We start from the raw sequence: 16,773 nt of genomic DNA, 5'->3' as shown, positions 1-16,773 counted from the left end.
CCCCGCCCTCCCCCGGCAACGACACCGGAAGAAGACCATGAGTAAACACCAATACGACACCATCATCGTCGGTGCCGGCTCAGCCGGCTGCGTGCTGGCGAACCGGCTCACAGAAGACCCCCACCACCGGGTCCTGCTGCTCGAAACCGGTGGCAGCGACCGCAGCATCTTCATCCAGATGCCCACGGCGCTGTCCATCCCCATGAACACCAGCAAGTTCGCCTGGCAGTTCCACACCGAACCGGAACCGTACCTCGACAACCGCCGCATGCACTGCCCGCGCGGCAAGGTACTGGGCGGCTCCTCATCCATCAACGGCATGGTCTACGTGCGCGGCCACGCGAAGGACTTTGACGAATGGGAAGCGCACGGTGCCGACGGCTGGAACTACCAGAACTGCCTGCCGTACTTCAAAAAGGCCGAAACCTGGGTGTTCGGCGGTGACATGTACCGTGGCGACGCCGGGCCGTTGGGCACCAACAACGGCAACAACATGAAGAACCCCCTGTACCAGGCCTTCATCGACGCCGGTGAACAGGCCGGCTACCCCGTGACGAAGGACTACAACGGTCATCAGCAGGAAGGCTTCGGCCCCATGCACATGACCGTGCAGAACGGTCGGCGTTCTTCCACCGCCAACGCCTACCTGCGGCCGGTGATGAACCGCTCTAACCTCACTGTGATGACAGGCGCGCTGGTGCACAAGGTCCTGCTCAACGGCAAACAGGCCGTGGGCGTGCGCTACGAGCGTGGCGGCAAGGTCCAGGATATAAAGGCCAACAGCGAGGTCATTCTCTCCGCTGGCTCCATCGGCTCACCGCACATCCTCCAGCTTTCCGGCATCGGTAACCCGGATGTGCTCAAGAAGGCCGGTATCGAGGTGAACCACGCGCTCCCCGGCGTGGGCTCGAACCTCCAGGACCATCTGGAGTTCTACTTCCAGTTCCGCTGCAAGCAGCCCGCCTCGCTCAACAGCAAGCTCAACCCGTTGAGCAAGGCGTTGATCGGTGCGCGCTGGATCCTGAACAAGGACGGCCTGGGCGCCACCAACCACTTCGAATCCTGCGCTTTCATCCGCTCCAAGGCGGGTGTCGAGTGGCCGGATCTCCAATATCACTTCCTGCCGGCGGCCATGCGCTACGACGGCAAGGAAGCGTTCGACGGTCATGGCTTCCAGGTGCACGTCGGGCACAACAAGCCGAAAAGCCGGGGGCATGTGCATGTGCGCTCCGCGGATCCGAAGGCCGCGCCGGAGATCCTGTTCAACTACCTCCAGCACGAGGACGACCGCGAAGGCTTCCGCGACTGCGTGCGCCTGACCCGCGAGATCATCAATCAGCCGGCGATGGACGACTATCGCGGTGAAGAGATCCAGCCGGGTGTCGACGTCACCTCGGACGAGGCGATCGATGCCTTTGTGCGCCAGGCCGTGGAAAGCGCCTATCACCCCTCCTGCACCTGCCCCATGGGCACGGACGAGCAGGCGGTGATCGACCCGGAAACCCGGGTGCATGGCATCAGTGGCCTGCGTGTCGTCGATTCCTCCGTTTTTCCAACCATTCCCAACGGCAATCTGAACGGGCCGACCATCATGGTGGCTGAACGCGCCGCGGACCTGATCCGCGGGCGTCAGCCCGAGGCGCCGCTGGATGCGCCGGTGGGAATGGACGAGCACTGGCGTGTGCGCCAACGGGCCGGAGAGCCCGAGCGCGTGCTCCGCTAGGCACTTCTCCTACCCAGTGTCACAAACGCTGTTACGGGCGGCCTGTAAACGGCTCCAGGCGGCCCGGTAGGGGAGTTATTGCCATAAGAAAGCAAATTGACGCCGCAACCAGCAAAGGAGTTGGTTTATGTTGACCTGGTTAAGTATCGGACTGGTATTCACCTTTACCATGATTGCAGTGATTCTCCTGCGATGGGGCAACCTGCAGGTGGTGGGCGTGACCCCGGTGCGTACCTTCACCTTCATGGCCATTCTGTTCACATCCGGCCTCGACGTGGGCCTGATCATGTTCCCGCTCACTGAATTCGGTGGCTATGCGGAGGACTACAGCGTTACCAACCCGCTCGCGATCGAGTTCGGGTTCTGGGCCTTCCTGATCTGGGGCTTCTACTTCCTTACCTGCTTCTATTTCTGCGTGATCGAACCTCGGGTGAAGTTCTTCGAGATTCCGCTGGTGAAGGTCATCAACAACGTGGTGATCATCGGCACCTGTGCCTTTACCGCCTACCTTCTGCTTAAGAACCTCCCCTGGTATCTGCCGGAAATGGGCGATGACGGCACGGCACAGACGGTGTTCTACGCCATTGTGTTCATCTCCATCGCCATGGCCGTCTACTCCAGCACCAGCCTCAAGTACGTTCGGGTACTGAGTGTGAGCACCAGCTGGATGTTCATCGGGCTGATCGCGCTGTTCTGGTACTACGCCTTCATGACGGAGAACGGAACTTTCGGCGATTTTGCCGGGACCCTCAGCCTATTGGGTGGCTATTTCGGCAACATCCACGAGTTCATGCTGCCGCTGAGTGACTACCACGCCTTCTATCTGTACTGGTGGTTTGCCTGGTCCATCATGATCGGCCAGTTCACCTCGCGTTTTGTGGGCGGTCTGCGCACCTGGCAGCTGCTGCTGGCCATGCTCTTCCTGCCGTCGATCGCCATCGGTATCTGGTTCACGGTGCTGTACTACTATCACCTTGAGGACATCGGCACCACGGGTGTGTTCAACATCCTCATGGTCACGGTGGGCATCACCATGGTCATCAACTCCCTGGACTCGCTGATCCGGCTCTACACCGACAACCTGAACCTGACGGTGAAGCGCTTTGGCAAGGGACGCTACTTTGCGGGCAACCTGGCGGCGATGATCGGCCTGACCCTGCTGTTCCAGCTGGAGTTCCTCAAGATCCAGTGGGTCGGTGCCCTGGTGATCGGGATCTACTTCGCGTGCATCCTGTACATCATTACCCGCTACTGGAGCACCGTAAGCCGGATCAACAGCTCGCCGGAGGAGAACAAGCTGGACTACAGCCTGGTGGATTCCGCGAACTGATTGCCTGATGGGCCGTTGTGGCCGGAATGACTGGATAACGTCTGAACCTTTCTGGTAGAAAAGACGTTGTCCGGCATTCCAACAACAACACAACGGAGTCCATCATGGAACAAACCCCACGGGTCGCGGTCATCGGGGCCGGGCCCAGCGGCCTCACGGCAGCCAAGAACTGCCTTGAGGCCGGTCTTGATGTCACTGTGTTCGAACAGAGTGACCAGGTCGGCGGCAACTGGGTCTTCAACAGCCGTACCGGCCATTCCAGCGTCTACGAGAACACCCACATCATCAGCTCGAAGGCGTGGTCGGAATACGAGGATTTCCCCATGCCGGCGGACTATCCCGAATACCCCAACCACCGCCAGCTGCATGCCTACTTTGAAAGCTATGCCCGCCATTTCGGCGTCATGGAGGTTATCCGGTTCGAGCACTGGGTGGATCAGGTCACCCGTAACGAGGACGGTACCTGGCACCTGAAGGTGACTGGGCCCGGGGGTACGACCGTGGAAGAGGACTTTACCCACCTGATGGTCGCCAACGGGCATCACTGGAATCCCAAGAACCCTGACTACCCGGGCACGTTCAATGGCACATGGATGCATTCCCACGACTTCAAGGGCGTCAGTGACGAGTGGCGAGGGAAGCGCGTGCTGGTGATCGGCGCCGGCAACTCCGCCTGTGATGTGGCGGTGGAAACGGCGCGCGTGGCGGATCACGTGGCACTGAGCATGCGCAGTGGCCAGTGGTTCATGCCCAAGTTCATGTTCGGAAAGCCCACGGATGTGCTGGGCTCAAGCATGCCCACCTGGGTGCCGAACCGGATCCGTCAGCTGCTGTTTACGGCCCTGCTGAAGCTCCTCCAGGGGGATTACTACCGCAACTACGGCCTGCCCAGACCCAGACGGCCGGTGCTGAGCCACCATCCGACCATCAACTCGGACCTGCTGGATTTCATCCGGCACCGGCGCATCCATCCACGACCGGCGGTCCGTGAGCTTAACGGGGATACCGTGATCTTCCAGGACGGGCGCGAGGAGGCGTTTGACCTGGTGGTCGCCTGTACCGGATTCTGGATCAGCTTTCCCTTCTTCGATCCGTCACTGATTGACTTCAGCAATGCCGAACGGGTGCCGCTGTACCGGAAGATGATGCACGCGGACTTCAACAACCTCTATTTCATCGGCCTGTTCCAGCCACTGGGCTGCATCTGGCCGCTGGCGGACTACCAGGCCAAGCTGGCCTGCCAGGAAATCCTCGGCCACTACGCCCGCCCGGCGAATATGCGCCTGGCCATCCAGGAGGAGGCGGCGAACCCGCACCTGGACTTTGATGCCGGCGGGCGCCATTCCACCGAGGTGGATTACCACCAGTTCCGGCGGGACCTTAAGAAGGAACTGCGCAGGGCGGGTGTCGAGATAGGGCGTCCACCCGCGGGTAACCCCGGGCGCTACAAGGATTTCAGCAGGGCATCCTGAGGGGACAGTAGGTGCCCTGTTTGTGATCCGCTTCCACCCATTAATGTAAATTCTGGAGAGAATGTGCCAACGAGGCCAATGCCCTGACAGGGAAAGTTGAATAGTATCCCGACGTTTATGTCTTACGAATAAACCATAACAATCAGGAGCTCTTGGATGATCAAAGTTGATGACAGGCCCACCACGCTGCACAGCCTGTTCTACTGGGCACAGCGTTCCCCAGATATGGTCTATATGAATCAGCCGTATCCGGATGGCTCGGTGGAGGAGACCACCTGGAAGCAGGCCGCTGACCAGGTGCTGCGCGTGGCCGGGTACCTGAAGTCGCTGGAACTGCCGGAGAAAAGCTGCATCGCCATTCTGGGCAAGAACAGCGACCACTGGATCATGGCGGACCTGGCCATCTGGGCGGCCGGCCACGTCTCGGTGCCGCTGTATCCCACACTCAATGGGGAAACGGCCGCCTATGTGCTGGAGCACAGTGAGGCGAAGCTGATGGTGCTCGGCAAACTCGATGGCACGGCCGACGGCTGGAACGACATCAAGAATTACCTTCCCGCGGACATGCCGATCATCTCCCTGCCCATGTCTCCGCGCAAGGACACGGAGCGGTGGAAGGACATCGTGGCGCGCACCGAGCCGCTGGAAGAACCGCACCTGCCAGCGCCGGATGAGCTGGCTACGCTGGTCTACACCTCCGGCAGCACCGGCAGGCCCAAGGGCGTGATGCACTCGTTCGGGACCATGATCTCGGTGGCCGAGGGGCTCAAGCAGATCTTCCCCGTAGACCAGAACGATCGCATGCTTTCCTATCTGCCGCTGGCCCACGTTGCCGAGCGCGCCGCAGTCCAGACCTCCTCGCTGTACTTCGGGTTCCCGCTGTACTTCGCCAACTCCCTGGACACCTTCCAGGAGGACCTGCAGCGGGCGCGCCCAACACTGTTCTTCTCCGTGCCGCGTCTGTGGATGAAGTTCTATCTCGCCATCTGCGACAAACTGCCGCCGAAGAAGCAGAAGGTCCTGTTCCGGATTCCGCTTCTCAACCGGGCGGTCAAGCGCAAGATCCTCAAGCAGCTCGGCCTTGACCATGTGCGTGCCGCCCTGACCGGCGCGGCCCCGCTGGCGCCGGAGATCATTCACTGGTACCGCAATATCGGGCTGGAACTGCTCGAGGTCTACGGCATGTCCGAGAACTTCGGCTACTCCCACGCCAACCGCCCGGGTGACGCCAAGGTCGGTACCGTGGGCGTGCCCAATCCGGGCGTGGAACACCGCGTGACGGATGAGGGCGAGCTCCAGGTGAAGAGTCCGGGGCAGATGCTCGGTTTCTATAAGAACGAGGAGAAGACGAAGGAGGAGATCACCGAGGACGGCTTCCTCAAAACCGGCGACATGGCCGAAGTCGACGCCAACGGCTACACCCGCATCACTGGCCGGGTTAAGGACCTGTTCAAGACCGCCAAGGGCAAGTACGTGGTGCCAGTGCCCATCGAGGGCCGCTTTACCCATCCCAAGGTGGAGGTGGTCTGCGTGGCCGGCGCCAACCAGCCCCAGCCCTGTGCGTTGATCACGCTTTCCGAGGAGGCCCAGGCGGAACTCCAGAAGGGCGGCGATCGCGCAACCGTCGAGAAGGAACTGGCGGAAGAGCTGGAGCGGGTGAACTCGGAGGTCGAGGACCACGAGAAACTGGCCTTCGCTGTGATCGTGAAGGAACCCTGGACCATGGAGAACGGCATGCTGACGCCGACCATGAAGATCAAGCGCAACGTGATCGAGGATCACTACGCCGAGCGGCTGCCGAAGTGGTACGACCAGAAGAAGAAGGTGGTCTGGGAGGAGTGAGCGCCTCCTGATCACCTTTAAACCAGACCCCCAGTCCCGGAGGCGCCGGCGCTGAGGGTCTGTTTCCAGGCGGTGACTTAAGGGTCAGTCGCCGTAGATGACCTCTTCCAGGCGGCGGATCTCGTCCAGGCTGTCCAGGCGCTCCTCGTTATTCATGCCATCCCGGTACAGGCGCTGGTTCTTCCGGCCCTGGGGGCTGCCGTTCTCGGCGGCCAGGGTTGACCAGGCATAGGCCTTCTTCAGGTTGCGCTCCGTGCCCTGGCCCTCGCCATAGAGGTAGCCCAGGTTGGCCTGGGCGCCCACATGGCCCTGCATGGCGGCTTTCCGGTACCAGCGGTAGGCGGTCTCCGCGTCCTTCTCAACGCCTTCGCCCTGGAAGTACACGAAGCCCAGCATGGCCTGGGCGCCGGCGTGGCCGCGCTCTGCTGCCACCCGGTACCAGTGGGCCGCCAGTTCCCGGTCCTTCGGGGCGTTGTTGCGACCCTCAAAGAGTTCGTCCCCCAGCTGTTTCTGGCGGTCCGGGGAGCTGCGGGCGATCCGGATCTCCCGCGCGAGCAGGCCGTCGTCCTTTTCAAGGTAATCCATGGCCGGCTGATAGCCTGCATCCGCGGCGGCTTCAAGGTGTTTCTCGGCCGCTTCCAGCTCCCGCTCCTCGCGCAGAATGCGGCCGAGCCGGTACCGGGCCTCCGCGATGCCGTGTTCGTTCGCCAGAGTCTCAAGCGTGACACGGGCCTGCTCATCTGAATCAAAGCCTGTGCCGGTTTCCTGATAGAGGTTGTACAGCTTCATGCGCGCGCCGGGGTTGCCCATATCGGCAAGCTCACGGTAGAGCTCAGCGGCGGCGTTGTGGTTGCCTTCGGCGCGCATGCGGTCCGCGTCTTTCAGGGAAGGGGCCGCGCAGGCGGCAAGCAGCAGGGCGGTCATTAACAGCGTGGTTTTCTGCAAAAAGGGGACCCTGTTGGTTGGGTGGGCCGCCCGGTCTGCCCGCCCATCAGACGTGGTTGCGCAGGCCGAGCTCATCCGGGTAGGGAGTAAGATAGTCCTGGCGCTCCAGATAGGCAACGGGTTCCCGCCTCTGGGCCATGCGCAGTAGGGTCATGGGCACTACCAGCGGCACCTGCCCCTGCTGGTAGAAGTCGATCTGCTCGTGCAGCATCTCCCGGTCCGCATCGCTCATGGAACCGCGCAGATAGCCCATCAGGTGCTGCATGGCGTTGGCGTGGTCGCCGCGGGTGATCTGCTTCTGCATGGCCTGCATGAAGGCGCTGATGTAGCGCTCCGCGATATCCGCCAGCGGCTCCGCCTTGAGGTCAGAAAGCATGGGTCCGAGATCCCGGTAGGTCTTCTGGCAGTGCGCCAGGAGCTGAAACTTGTGCCGGGTGTGGAAATCCAGAAGGGCGTTCCGGGTCAGCCCCGCCTCAACCATGCGGCACCAGTCGTCATAGACAAAGACGCGCTCGATGAAGTTCTCGCGCAGGTGGCTGTCATTCAGGCGGCCTTCCTCCTCCACAGGCAGCAGCGGGTAGGCTTCCATAAGCGCCTGCGCGAACAGGCCCCGGCCGTCGCGCCGGATGACCTGCCCTTGCTCATTGTGGATGCGGATGCGTTCCATCCCACAACTCGGGGACTTGGCCTTCAGGATGAAGCCGCGCAGGTTCGTGAGCGAGGGCAGGGCTTCCCGGATCCAGTGCTCCATGGAGGCGGTGTGATCCGCACTGCCACTGGTGGTGATCAGGCGCAGGCCGTCCTGGTGCTCACGCAGGTGGATCGCTGGCCGGGGTACGCCCAGGCCGGATTCCAGTTCTGGACACAGGGAACGGAATTCGAAGTAGTGGGAAAGCACTTGGGAACAGTAGCGGGCGTGCTTGTGGCCGCCGTCGTAGCGGACTTCCTCGCCGAGGAGGCAGGCGCTGATACCCACCGGGATTTTCCGGCCCTGCTCGTGACTCATGGATGACCTCCGGAGACAGTCGTATTTCCCGTACATACGTTTCAGCCTAGCATGGCGATTTCAGGCTGTGGTTCGGGGTCAAGGTTAGATTCGTCACTGGCCGTAACGGCCCCTATAATGGCGGCTCCACTCAGGAGGGGGTGTGTTGGAGCGAGCCCGAGTCATTGCCGGCCTTATGGCCGAGGCCTGTCATGAGCTGCACAGCGCGTGGGCGCCGGCATGCCGGCTGCGCACGCGGGTGGGCTCGGGCCGCGCCACCTGGCACCGCTATGATCCCCGCCGTGATGACCATTGCATTACGATTGGTGCACTCATGGTTGCGGACAAGGCACAGCCCGCCCTCTGCGGGGGCTGGCTCTCCATGCGGGAGATCCAGGGGCGCGGCTACTTCGGCGGCACCGTCTCGGAGCTTAACCTGCTCGCCCATGGCTGCTGCCATGAGTTCGCCCACCTGCTCCAGACCCGGGCTGGTGGCAGGCGTTACGGGCAGGTGCACAACGCCGTGTTCTACCAGTGGCTCGACCGGCTCCACCAGTCCGGCAGCGCCACCACCCTGCGTTCCCGCCTGGCTGAGGCAGCGGCGGCCGAGGGCCTGCCGCTGGCCACGACACCGGTCACCCCGGCGGCGGAGACCGAAGCCCTGACCCGGTTCTCACCCGGCGACCGGGTCGCCTTCGGCCAGGGGCTGCAGGGTCGTATCCGGCGCGTGAACCGGCGCACCTGTACCGTGGACGGCACCGGCCCCTGCCGCGGGCGGCGCTACCGCGTTCCGCCCCGGATGATGACCCCTATTCGCGAAACGGAACCCGTATGAACCAGACCCTCAGCATTAACGGTCTCGGCACCGGCGAGCTGGACGCATTCAGCCTGGACGTGGCGCCCGGCCGTATCCTGTGCCTCTCGGGCCCGTCGGGCTCCGGAAAGTCCCGCCTGTTGCGCGCCGTGGCCGACCTGGACCCGCACGACGGCGAAGCGAGCCTTAACGGCACACCCGCTCACAACCTCAAGGCCGACGAATGGCGGCGCCGCGTCATGCTGGTCCCTGCCGAGAGCCGCTGGTGGCATGACACCGTGGGTGAGCACTGCGGCGAGCCTCGCGAATCCGACCTGACGGCCCTCGGGTTTGAACCCGACGTCCACCAATGGCCGGTCAGCCGTCTCTCCTCCGGGGAGAAACAGCGGCTTGCCCTGTACCGTGCCCTGTCACTGGACCCGGAAGCCCTGCTGCTCGACGAGCCCACCGCGAACCTCGACGAAGCCACCCGGGAAAGGGTCGAGCAGTGGCTGGCACGGCGCATCCACGACCAGGGCCTGCCCACCTTCTGGGTAGCCCACGACCCGGGCCAGATCGCCCGTGTCGGCGACACCCACTACCGCATCAGCGGCCGCCGGCTGGAGGAGGTTAACCATGGAACTGATTGAGCTCGAATACTGGCAGCTCGCGCTCGCCTCCGTGCTCGTGATCCTCCTCGCCGCCTGCTCCTGGTGGGTCCGCCTCGGCTTCGGCCGCTCACTGGTCATCGCCGCCGTACGCACCACCATCCAGCTCTCGCTGATCGGCCTCATCCTCGAAGCCCTGTTCAGCGTCGGCGCCCTGGGCTGGGTGGCCCTGATGGGCGTGGCAATGGTCATACTGGCCGGCCGCGAAGTCATGATGCGCCAGCGCCGCCGCCTCAGGGGCGGCTGGGCCTTCGGCATCGGCACCTCCGCCATGTTCGTCTCCGCCTTCACCATCGCGGTGATGACCCTGCTCATCGTCATCCGCCCCGACCCCTGGTACCAGCCCCAGTACGCCATCCCGCTGCTGGGCATGATGCTCGGCAACACCATGAACGGCATCGCCCTCAGCCTCGACCGCCTCACCGACACCGTTTGGCGCCAGCGTGAGGACATCGAGGGCCGCCTCATGCTGGGCCAGCGCTGGCAGGAGGCCATCAGTGACATCCGCCGCGAAGCCATGCGTTCCGGCATGATCCCCACCATCAACATGATGGCCGCCGCCGGCCTCGTCAGCCTCCCCGGCATGATGACCGGCCAGATCCTCGCCGGCAGCCCACCCGCACTCGCTGTGAAATACCAGATCCTCCTGATGTTCACCATCGCCGCCGGCACCGGCTTCGGTACCATGCTGGCGGTGACGGCGGGGAGTTACCGTTTATTCGATCATAGACAGCGCCTCCGGACTGACCGCATCACAGACCCGACTCACTAGGCCGAATCGCCTGAAAAGCTCAGGGATCGCAGGGTGGGGGAGGTCTTACCGGGAAGCTCTGGAGCCATGGATGGCGGAAGAGCAGCGTACAGGGATGTATTTACAGCGATTCCCGGGAAGACCTCCCCCACCCTGGGAGCCCGTCTTCAACAGTCTGGACATAAAAAAGCCGGCCCCAAAAGGCCGGCTTTTCAATCCAGGTTCACCTGTTCAGGTGATTACTGGGTCTTCTTGAAGCGGAAGATCCCCCAGGTCAGGTAACCACTGTTACCGCCGTTGACCCAGTTCTTCAGACCCGTCTTCATGCGGTCGATGTACTCCTGGGACACCAGGTTCTTCTCAACCAGCTCCTGCTCACGCCTTTCGGTCTCCTCCAGAACCCGACCGTAATGACGCGGCAGCTGGGGCGTGTTGTCCTCAAAGTCCACCTCTTCCATACCGTTGCGCTTGCACGCATCCCGGTAGAACGCCGGAGAACCCAGAGTATCCAGATGCAGACGGTCCAGGATCGGCTGCAGAACGCCATCCGGGCAATCATCCGCCATCATCGGATCCGTGAAAATGAACAGGCCGCCAGGCTTGAGAACACGACCAACCTCCTCGATCACCTTTTCACGGTTGCCACTGTGCAGGAACGAATCCTGGGAGAACACCACGTCAAAGCTGTCGTGCTCGAACGGCAGCTCCTCGAAGTTGCCATCCAAGACCGTGATCCTGTCCTCAAGGCCGGCATCCCTGTTAAAGCCACGGTTACGCTCATTCTCAACCTCTGAAAGGTTCAGGCCCGTAACCTCCAGACCCAGCGCCTGGTGCAGGTAACGACCGGAACCGCCGAAACCGGAGCCCAGGTCCAGCAGCTTCTGGCCAGCTTCCACGTGCGGTTTCATCAGCTCGCCCATGTGCTCAACGATCCGGCGGCTGGCGTCAAGGATTGGCTCCTGGTCGTCCTTGTAAAGGCCGACGTGCAGATCCTCACCGCCCCAGACGTGGAAGTAGAAATTATCGGCATCGGTGCTGTTGTAGTAGTCACGTGCCGTGTTGACGGCTTCACAGTCGTACTTCTCGGTCATGAGATCAGACCTCCTCAGTCTGTTGCTTTTCCTCGGTAAACTGTTTCCCGCAGCAGCGGATAATGCTGCATACAGCGAAGCCCCGGTTGGGGCAACCGTATCCAATGCCACAGCATGACGCTGTCCGGCTGGCCGCTCGCCTGTGCAGCGGCGTGGCTTCTGCGTTTCCGAATCAGTTCTTCTGGTCAGGGAAAGTGTCCATCACGTGTCCAACGAACGTCAGACCAGACCATGCGGGCAGCTTTCCTGCTCGACGGCCTCTTGGTGAGGCCAGACCGACATCGCCCCGATGAGCCGGCGCACAGCGGGACGGGGATTCAAGCAGCGGGGTCACAGCCTGCTGGCTGAGCCCGAGTGATTGCGGGTTTCCCGTATACCCTACCGGCTTGGGAGAAGATTTCAAGTCTCCCGGGGGAGGCGCGGGCACTCAGATGCTTGATTCAGTCTCTCGCTGGAACCATAGTCGGTACGTGGAAAACCCGATTCAGCCCGGAGGAGGTTCCGATGAACCCGTCCTATGAGAGTGATGATGCGCTCCTCGTTGTGGATGTCCAGAACGATTTCTGCCCTGGCGGCGCACTCGGGGTGCCGGACGGCGATGCCGTGGTGCCGGTCCTCAACCGGGCCATTGAATCCGCCCGCCAGGCAGGCGTGCCCGTAGCCGCCTCCCGGGACTGGCATCCGCAGAGCCACTGCAGCTTTGAGGCCCGGGGTGGTCCCTGGCCGCCGCACTGCATCCAGGAGACCGAAGGTGCCGACTTCCATCCGGATCTGGTGCTTCCGGAGGATGCCCACCTGGTTTCGAAGGGCACTTTTGAAGGCGAGGACCAGTACTCGGCGCTGGACGGGACAGGGCTGGGCGACTGGCTGAGGCACCAGGGTGCCCGCCGGCTCTGGGTCGGAGGTCTGGCCGAGGATGTCTGCGTGCGCGCAACGGTCCTTGAAGCACTCAAAGAAGGCTTTGCCGTGAACCTGATGCAGGAGGCCACCCGGCCCGTGGACCCCGACGGTGGCCTGCGGGCGCGGGAAGAAATGCGTGAAGCCGGCGCCAACATCGTCTGAGGCTGGGCTCGCGCATGCTGTTCACCGATCTCTACGAACTCAGTATGGCGCGTGTCTATCACGCAGAGGGCCTGAACGGGGATGCTGTTTTCGAACTTTTTTACCGGCGCCTTCCGGAAGGCCGGAATTATGTGCTCAGCTGCGGCCAGACCCAGGCACTGCAGGCGCTTCTGGATTTCCGCGTCACACCGGAGGAGATCGACTGGCTGGAGGGGTTCGGTCGTTTCCCCGGGGACTTCCTCCAGATGCTGGCGGGGCTGCGCTTCACAGGGGATGTGGATGCCATTCCGGAGGGCAGTGTGGTATTTCCGCTGGAACCCGTGCTCCGTGTACGGGCGCCGCTGATCCAGGCCCAGCTGGTGGAGACGCTGCTGCTCAACATCCTGCATACCCAGAGCGTACTGGCGAGCAAGGCGGCACGCGTGATGCAGGCCGCCGGGGGGCGGCCGGTGATGGACTTCGGCGCGCGTAAGGCCCACGGGCGTGAAGGTGCCATGAACCTGGCCCGGACAGCCTGGATCGCGGGGGCCGCAGGCACCTCCAATGTCGAGGCCGGGCGTGCGCTTGACATTCCGGTGCTGGGCACCATGGCGCACAGCTTTGTGCAGGTGTATGGCGATGAGGCACAGGCCTTCCGGGCCTTCAGCCACTACTGGCCGGAGACCACGCTGCTGGTCGACACCTGGGATACCCTCAACGGTGTGGACCGGGTGATCGAGCTGCTGCGCGGCGCCGGTGAGGGGGCACCCCCTGCCACCGCTGTGCGGCTGGACTCGGGGGATCTGCTCGAACTCTCCCGTGCCGCGCGCCAGCGCCTGGATGCGGCGGGTTTCCCGGACGTGAAGATTGTTGTGTCCTCGGGGCTCGACGAATACGCGATCCAGGAACTGGTGGCATCCGGCGCGCCCGTCGACGGTTTCGGCGTCGGCACCGAATGGGCGGCGGCTTCGGACGCGGCCAGCATCGACTTCGCCTACAAGCTGGCCGAGTACAACGGGGAGCCGCGCATCAAGGCCTCCAGTAACAAGAGTACCTGGCCCGGGCCCAAGCAGGTCTGGCGGCACAGTCAGCAGGGGCGGATGGTCGGAGACACGGTGGCCGCGGCCGAAGAACCGGCACCAGAAGGGGCCGAGCCCCTGCTGCAGCCGGCCATCCGCGCTGGTGAGGCCTGTGCCGGGGCCCTGCCGTCGCTGCAGACCGTGCGTGAGCACGCCGCCCACGAACTGGCGGCCCTGCCGGAGGCGCTCCGGTCGCTGACACCCGTGGACACCCCATACCCGGTTGCCATCAGTGATAGACTCGAAAGCCGTAAACGGCAACTGATTCAGACGTATCGGGGTAGAAAGGGCGATGACTGAGGAACTGGACCCGGAAACCTGGCGGCAGCGGCTTCTGGATTTCCGCGAGGAGCTGCAGGAGATTGAGCGTGAAGGCGGGAACTCGACCGGTACCGTGGAGCTGGATCAGCAGCGGATGGGCCGGCTTTCGCGCATGGATGCCCTGCAGGGCCAGCAGATGGCGCAGGCCTCTGCCCGGCGCCGTCAGGAGATGCTGACGCGTATCGAGGGCGCTCTGCGGCGGATTGAGACGGGAGATTTCGGTTTCTGCTTCGTTTGCGGTGAGGACATCGGTGAGGATCGGCTCAGTGTGGACCCTACTGTTACGCGCTGTATTGACTGCGTTGGTGCCTAGCTGTCGTGATGCCTGATCCGGGTTCCACCACCGCCAATCTGCTGCTGATTGGACTGCTTCTGTGCCTGAGCGTGCTTGCGGACGTGGTTGCCACCCGTACCCGCCTGCCGCGGATATCCCTCCTGGTACTCATCGGTGTCCTTGTGGCTGTGTTTCAGCAGGGCGTGATGGGCTCTTCCGAAGCCCGCCCTCTGGGAGAACTGAGCGAGCCGCTGATCACCCTGGCACTGGTGATGGTGGCTTTTCTGCTGGGGGGCGAGCTGACTCTGGACCGGCTGCGGGCTACCGGTTCCGTCATCGTGGTGCTTTCACTGAGCGTGATCGCATTGGGGGCCACGGCCGTTGCCATCGGATTGCTGAGCATTGGCTATCCCCTGGCGGTGGCGTTCTCTCTGGCGGCCATCTCGGTGGCCACGGATCCGGCGGCCGTGAGCGAAGCCATCCGTGAAACGGGGAAGGATGACACCCAGTCCCGGGTCATACGCGGCATCGTGGCCATTGACGATGCCTGGGGCATCATTGTTTTCGGGCTGGTCATGGCCGGGCTTGGTTTTCTCGTCTCCGGCGATGGCGCAGGGGCGCTTCTCGAGGCCGGCTGGGAACTGGGCGGGGCGGTACTCGTCGGTATGGCGCTGGGTCTTCCTGCGGCCTGGCTGACCGGCCGGCTGCGGCCCGGGGAGCCCACCCAGTCCGAAGCCCTGGCACTCGTCTTCCTGATCGCCGGACTGTCCGAATACCTGCATCTGTCGTCACTGCTGACCGCCATGGTTGCGGGCTTTGTGATCGTCAACATCACCCCCCACCATACCCGATCCTTTACCGAGATTGAGCACATCGAGTGGCCGTTCCTAGTCTTCTTCTTCGTGCTTTCCGGAGCCAGCGTGGATTTTGCGTATCTGGGATCAGCCGGTGGAGTGGTTCTGATCTATATCGGTCTGCGGGTTCTGGGGCGCTATGCCGGCGGGCGTCTGGGTGTGGCTCTGCTTGGCCATCGGGGGCGGGAACTGAGTCCTGGTATCGGTCTGGCGCTCACGCCGCAGGCGGGGGTTGCCATGGGCATGGCGCTGCTGGCGGCTGAACGCCATCCGGACCACGGCAGCCTGATTGTGGCCACCGTGGTCACTTCCACCATTGCGTTCGAGCTTGCGGGGCCGCTGCTGGTCCGGCGGGTCCTGTCACGCGTCGGGTAGGACCATGGGGGCGGCAACCTCATCGCGTTTCGCCCGGCCGCACAGGTACTCCACCAGGGTCAGCGCGAACGCCAGTGCCGTGCCCGGCCCCTGGCTGGTAATGCAGTGGCCGTCGACCACGACCCGCTCACCAACCCGGCTCTGATCAGAAAGCTGGTTCTGGAAACCGGGATGCGCTGTGGCCCTGCGGCCCTCAAGCAGGCCGTTGGGCTCCAGCGCCACGGCCGGCGCCGCACAGATGGCCCCGTAGAGCCGCCCGGCTTCCTTCTGGGCCCGCAGTATGTCCACCAGTGGTTCACTTTCGCCAAGGTTCCGGGCTCCCGGCATGCCGCCGGGAAGGGCGACCAGGTCGAAGTTCCGGTCGCCGCAACCCGTGATCAGGGTGTCGGCGGTGATCCGCGTCTGCCGGGCCGCGGTGACGGTGGCATCAGCGTGTACGCTGGCCACGGTCACCTCAACGCCGGCCCGACGGAGTACGTCAATGATGGTGACGGACTCGATGTCCTCGCTGCCGTTGGCAATGGGGACCAGTGCCGTTGCGCTCATGGGTCCTCCTTTGTTGGGGGCTTATAGGCCTGCCTCTACAAAGGTGGGGCCGAAACCGAAATTCCACAACAGGCCCGTGGTCGCTAGAGTGCTGACCAGCAGTACCAGTGCGAGCGTCAGGATGCCGCCGCAGTAGACCATGGACTGCTCCTTGCTCATGCTCATCACCACGGGCACCCCTTTCCACATCAGCCAAGCACCGTAACTGGCGGCTGCCAGAAGGATCATGGCATTGCCCCAGGGGTCCGGGTAGAGCAGGGTCAGGCCGGCGATGTACATGGGCGTGAGTGAATAGGCCACCAGGGCCAGGGCGTTGTTGCCGTTCTTTTCCGTCTCCGCCCCAAAGGTGGTGGCCATCCAGTTGATGCCATAACCCAGGGCGAAACTGCCTGCCAGAATGGCCATGTAGGTCAGGATGACCAGCTGCATGGCGCTGTCCGGCGTCAGCTTGATGAGCCGGTCACCGATGGTCCAGCCGGTTTCCACGGTGCCGATGTAGGCGGAGATCGGCCCTATAAGCGCTAGGATCAGGATGTAGAGGCCGTACACCACCATCGGTGTGGGCTTTTCCTGCTTGATGGCCGCCCATTCGGTTTCGGGGCGGAAGAGCATGCCGAAGGCGTGACTAAGGATCATGGTGCAATTCCCTGTGTTGTTGTTGGAGCGGAGCCGGTGAGGCCCGG

Annotated in this window: 16 protein-coding genes; 11 read left to right on the top strand and 5 right to left on the bottom strand. The window is 63.2% G+C overall.

Annotated features, from left to right (window positions below):
- Positions 1-37: 37 nt before the first annotated feature.
- From betA to H4I92_RS06015, 4 genes are all read left to right on the top strand, one after another.
- Positions 38-1,723 (top strand): choline dehydrogenase, encoded by a 1,686-nt coding sequence (betA, locus tag H4I92_RS06030; RefSeq protein WP_077529751.1) that lies wholly within the window; start codon positions 38-40, stop codon positions 1,721-1,723.
- 127 nt (positions 1,724-1,850) lie between these two features.
- A complete protein-coding gene (locus H4I92_RS06025; protein ID WP_077529750.1) occupies positions 1,851-3,053 on the top strand; it encodes a choline transporter in 1,203 nt (400 codons plus the stop codon).
- Between the two features lie 104 nt (positions 3,054-3,157).
- On the top strand, positions 3,158-4,525 hold the full coding sequence (locus H4I92_RS06020) for a flavin-containing monooxygenase (protein WP_077529749.1): 1,368 nt from the start codon (positions 3,158-3,160) through the stop codon (positions 4,523-4,525).
- Between the two features lie 156 nt (positions 4,526-4,681).
- Positions 4,682-6,367, top strand: coding sequence for an AMP-binding protein (locus tag H4I92_RS06015; RefSeq protein WP_218668154.1), 1,686 nt, complete (start codon positions 4,682-4,684; stop codon positions 6,365-6,367).
- A gap of 84 nt (positions 6,368-6,451) precedes the next feature.
- On the opposite strand, the gene H4I92_RS06010 is transcribed toward H4I92_RS06015, so the two are convergent.
- Together H4I92_RS06010 and H4I92_RS06005 are read right to left on the bottom strand one after the other, a co-directional pair.
- Positions 6,452-7,291, bottom strand: coding sequence for a tetratricopeptide repeat protein (locus tag H4I92_RS06010; RefSeq protein WP_179105632.1), 840 nt, complete (start codon positions 7,289-7,291; stop codon positions 6,452-6,454).
- Positions 7,292-7,358: 67 nt separating this feature from the next.
- Positions 7,359-8,318, bottom strand: coding sequence for a YbgA family protein (locus H4I92_RS06005; protein ID WP_077529747.1), 960 nt, complete (start codon positions 8,316-8,318; stop codon positions 7,359-7,361).
- A 145-nt stretch (positions 8,319-8,463) separates the two neighbouring features.
- On the opposite strand from H4I92_RS06005, the gene H4I92_RS06000 reads away from it, so the two are divergent.
- The 3 genes from H4I92_RS06000 to H4I92_RS05990 are packed head-to-tail and all read left to right on the top strand — an operon-like array spanning position 8,464 to position 10,530.
- Positions 8,464-9,132 carry a hypothetical protein gene (locus H4I92_RS06000; protein WP_218668153.1) on the top strand — a complete coding sequence of 223 codons (669 nt, stop codon included), beginning with the start codon at positions 8,464-8,466 and terminating at the stop codon, positions 9,130-9,132.
- On the top strand, positions 9,129-9,740 hold the full coding sequence (locus H4I92_RS05995; protein ID WP_077529746.1) for an ABC transporter ATP-binding protein: 612 nt from the start codon (positions 9,129-9,131) through the stop codon (positions 9,738-9,740). Before H4I92_RS06000 ends, H4I92_RS05995 begins: the two co-directional genes overlap by 4 nt.
- Positions 9,727-10,530 carry an ABC transporter permease gene (locus H4I92_RS05990; RefSeq protein WP_077529745.1) on the top strand — a complete coding sequence of 268 codons (804 nt, stop codon included), beginning with the start codon at positions 9,727-9,729 and terminating at the stop codon, positions 10,528-10,530. Before H4I92_RS05995 ends, H4I92_RS05990 begins: the two co-directional genes overlap by 14 nt.
- 218 nt (positions 10,531-10,748) lie before the next feature.
- Here H4I92_RS05990 and H4I92_RS05985 read toward each other — a convergent pair whose 3' ends face one another.
- A complete protein-coding gene (locus H4I92_RS05985; RefSeq protein WP_077529744.1) occupies positions 10,749-11,600 on the bottom strand; it encodes an SAM-dependent methyltransferase in 852 nt (283 codons plus the stop codon).
- Between the two features lie 504 nt (positions 11,601-12,104).
- On the opposite strand from H4I92_RS05985, the gene H4I92_RS05980 reads away from it, so the two are divergent.
- Genes H4I92_RS05980 through H4I92_RS05965 form a run of 4 tightly spaced genes read left to right on the top strand, consistent with a single transcriptional unit; the run spans position 12,105 to position 15,544 of the window.
- Positions 12,105-12,662, top strand: coding sequence for a nicotinamidase (locus H4I92_RS05980; protein WP_077529743.1), 558 nt, complete (start codon positions 12,105-12,107; stop codon positions 12,660-12,662).
- 14 nt (positions 12,663-12,676) lie between these two features.
- The gene (locus tag H4I92_RS05975; protein WP_077529742.1) at positions 12,677-14,020 is read left to right on the top strand and encodes a nicotinate phosphoribosyltransferase; all 1,344 of its coding nucleotides are present in this window, start codon (positions 12,677-12,679) and stop codon (positions 14,018-14,020) included.
- Complete coding sequence (locus H4I92_RS05970) at positions 14,013-14,354, top strand: TraR/DksA family transcriptional regulator (protein WP_077529741.1); 342 nt, start codon at positions 14,013-14,015, stop codon at positions 14,352-14,354. The genes H4I92_RS05975 and H4I92_RS05970 overlap by 8 nt, the downstream gene beginning before the upstream one ends.
- 8 nt (positions 14,355-14,362) lie before the next feature.
- Complete coding sequence (locus H4I92_RS05965) at positions 14,363-15,544, top strand: cation:proton antiporter (protein ID WP_077529740.1); 1,182 nt, start codon at positions 14,363-14,365, stop codon at positions 15,542-15,544.
- Here the strand turns inward: H4I92_RS05965 and H4I92_RS05960 are convergent.
- Entirely contained in the window at positions 15,530-16,090 is a 561-nt protein-coding gene (locus H4I92_RS05960; protein ID WP_077529739.1) for a DJ-1 family glyoxalase III, read from the bottom strand. The genes H4I92_RS05965 and H4I92_RS05960 overlap by 15 nt on opposite strands.
- Before the next feature lie 21 nt (positions 16,091-16,111).
- A complete protein-coding gene (locus H4I92_RS05955) occupies positions 16,112-16,726 on the bottom strand; it encodes a Yip1 family protein (RefSeq protein WP_077529738.1) in 615 nt (204 codons plus the stop codon).
- Positions 16,727-16,773 lie beyond the last annotated feature (47 nt).

Origin of the sequence: Vreelandella halophila (genome assembly GCF_019903425.1) — a bacterium.
GTDB lineage: Bacteria > Pseudomonadota > Gammaproteobacteria > Pseudomonadales > Oleiphilaceae > Halospina > Halospina halophila.
Note: the sequence above shows the minus strand (reverse complement) of the source record. Positions and strands in the feature narration are given on the sequence as shown.

What these genes read in the sequence shown, in the direction of transcription:
- H4I92_RS05995 (WP_077529746.1), top strand. Translation starts at nt 9,129, where the DNA reads ATGAACCAGACCCTCAGCATTAACGGTCTCGGCACCGGCGAGCTGGAC.
- H4I92_RS06025 (WP_077529750.1), top strand. Translation starts at nt 1,851, where the DNA reads ATGTTGACCTGGTTAAGTATCGGACTGGTATTCACCTTTACCATGATT.
- H4I92_RS05960 (WP_077529739.1), bottom strand. Translation starts at nt 16,090, where the DNA reads ATGAGCGCAACGGCACTGGTCCCCATTGCCAACGGCAGCGAGGACATC.
- H4I92_RS06015 (WP_218668154.1), top strand. Translation starts at nt 4,682, where the DNA reads ATGATCAAAGTTGATGACAGGCCCACCACGCTGCACAGCCTGTTCTAC.
- H4I92_RS06010 (WP_179105632.1), bottom strand. Translation starts at nt 7,291, where the DNA reads ATGACCGCCCTGCTGCTTGCCGCCTGCGCGGCCCCTTCCCTGAAAGAC.
- H4I92_RS05955 (WP_077529738.1), bottom strand. Translation starts at nt 16,726, where the DNA reads ATGATCCTTAGTCACGCCTTCGGCATGCTCTTCCGCCCCGAAACCGAA.
- H4I92_RS05970 (WP_077529741.1), top strand. Translation starts at nt 14,013, where the DNA reads ATGACTGAGGAACTGGACCCGGAAACCTGGCGGCAGCGGCTTCTGGAT.
- H4I92_RS06020 (WP_077529749.1), top strand. Translation starts at nt 3,158, where the DNA reads ATGGAACAAACCCCACGGGTCGCGGTCATCGGGGCCGGGCCCAGCGGC.
- H4I92_RS05975 (WP_077529742.1), top strand. Translation starts at nt 12,677, where the DNA reads ATGCTGTTCACCGATCTCTACGAACTCAGTATGGCGCGTGTCTATCAC.
- H4I92_RS05990 (WP_077529745.1), top strand. Translation starts at nt 9,727, where the DNA reads ATGGAACTGATTGAGCTCGAATACTGGCAGCTCGCGCTCGCCTCCGTG.
- H4I92_RS06005 (WP_077529747.1), bottom strand. Translation starts at nt 8,318, where the DNA reads ATGAGTCACGAGCAGGGCCGGAAAATCCCGGTGGGTATCAGCGCCTGC.
- H4I92_RS05985 (WP_077529744.1), bottom strand. Translation starts at nt 11,600, where the DNA reads ATGACCGAGAAGTACGACTGTGAAGCCGTCAACACGGCACGTGACTAC.
- H4I92_RS05980 (WP_077529743.1), top strand. Translation starts at nt 12,105, where the DNA reads ATGAACCCGTCCTATGAGAGTGATGATGCGCTCCTCGTTGTGGATGTC.
- betA (WP_077529751.1), top strand. Translation starts at nt 38, where the DNA reads ATGAGTAAACACCAATACGACACCATCATCGTCGGTGCCGGCTCAGCC.
- H4I92_RS05965 (WP_077529740.1), top strand. Translation starts at nt 14,363, where the DNA reads ATGCCTGATCCGGGTTCCACCACCGCCAATCTGCTGCTGATTGGACTG.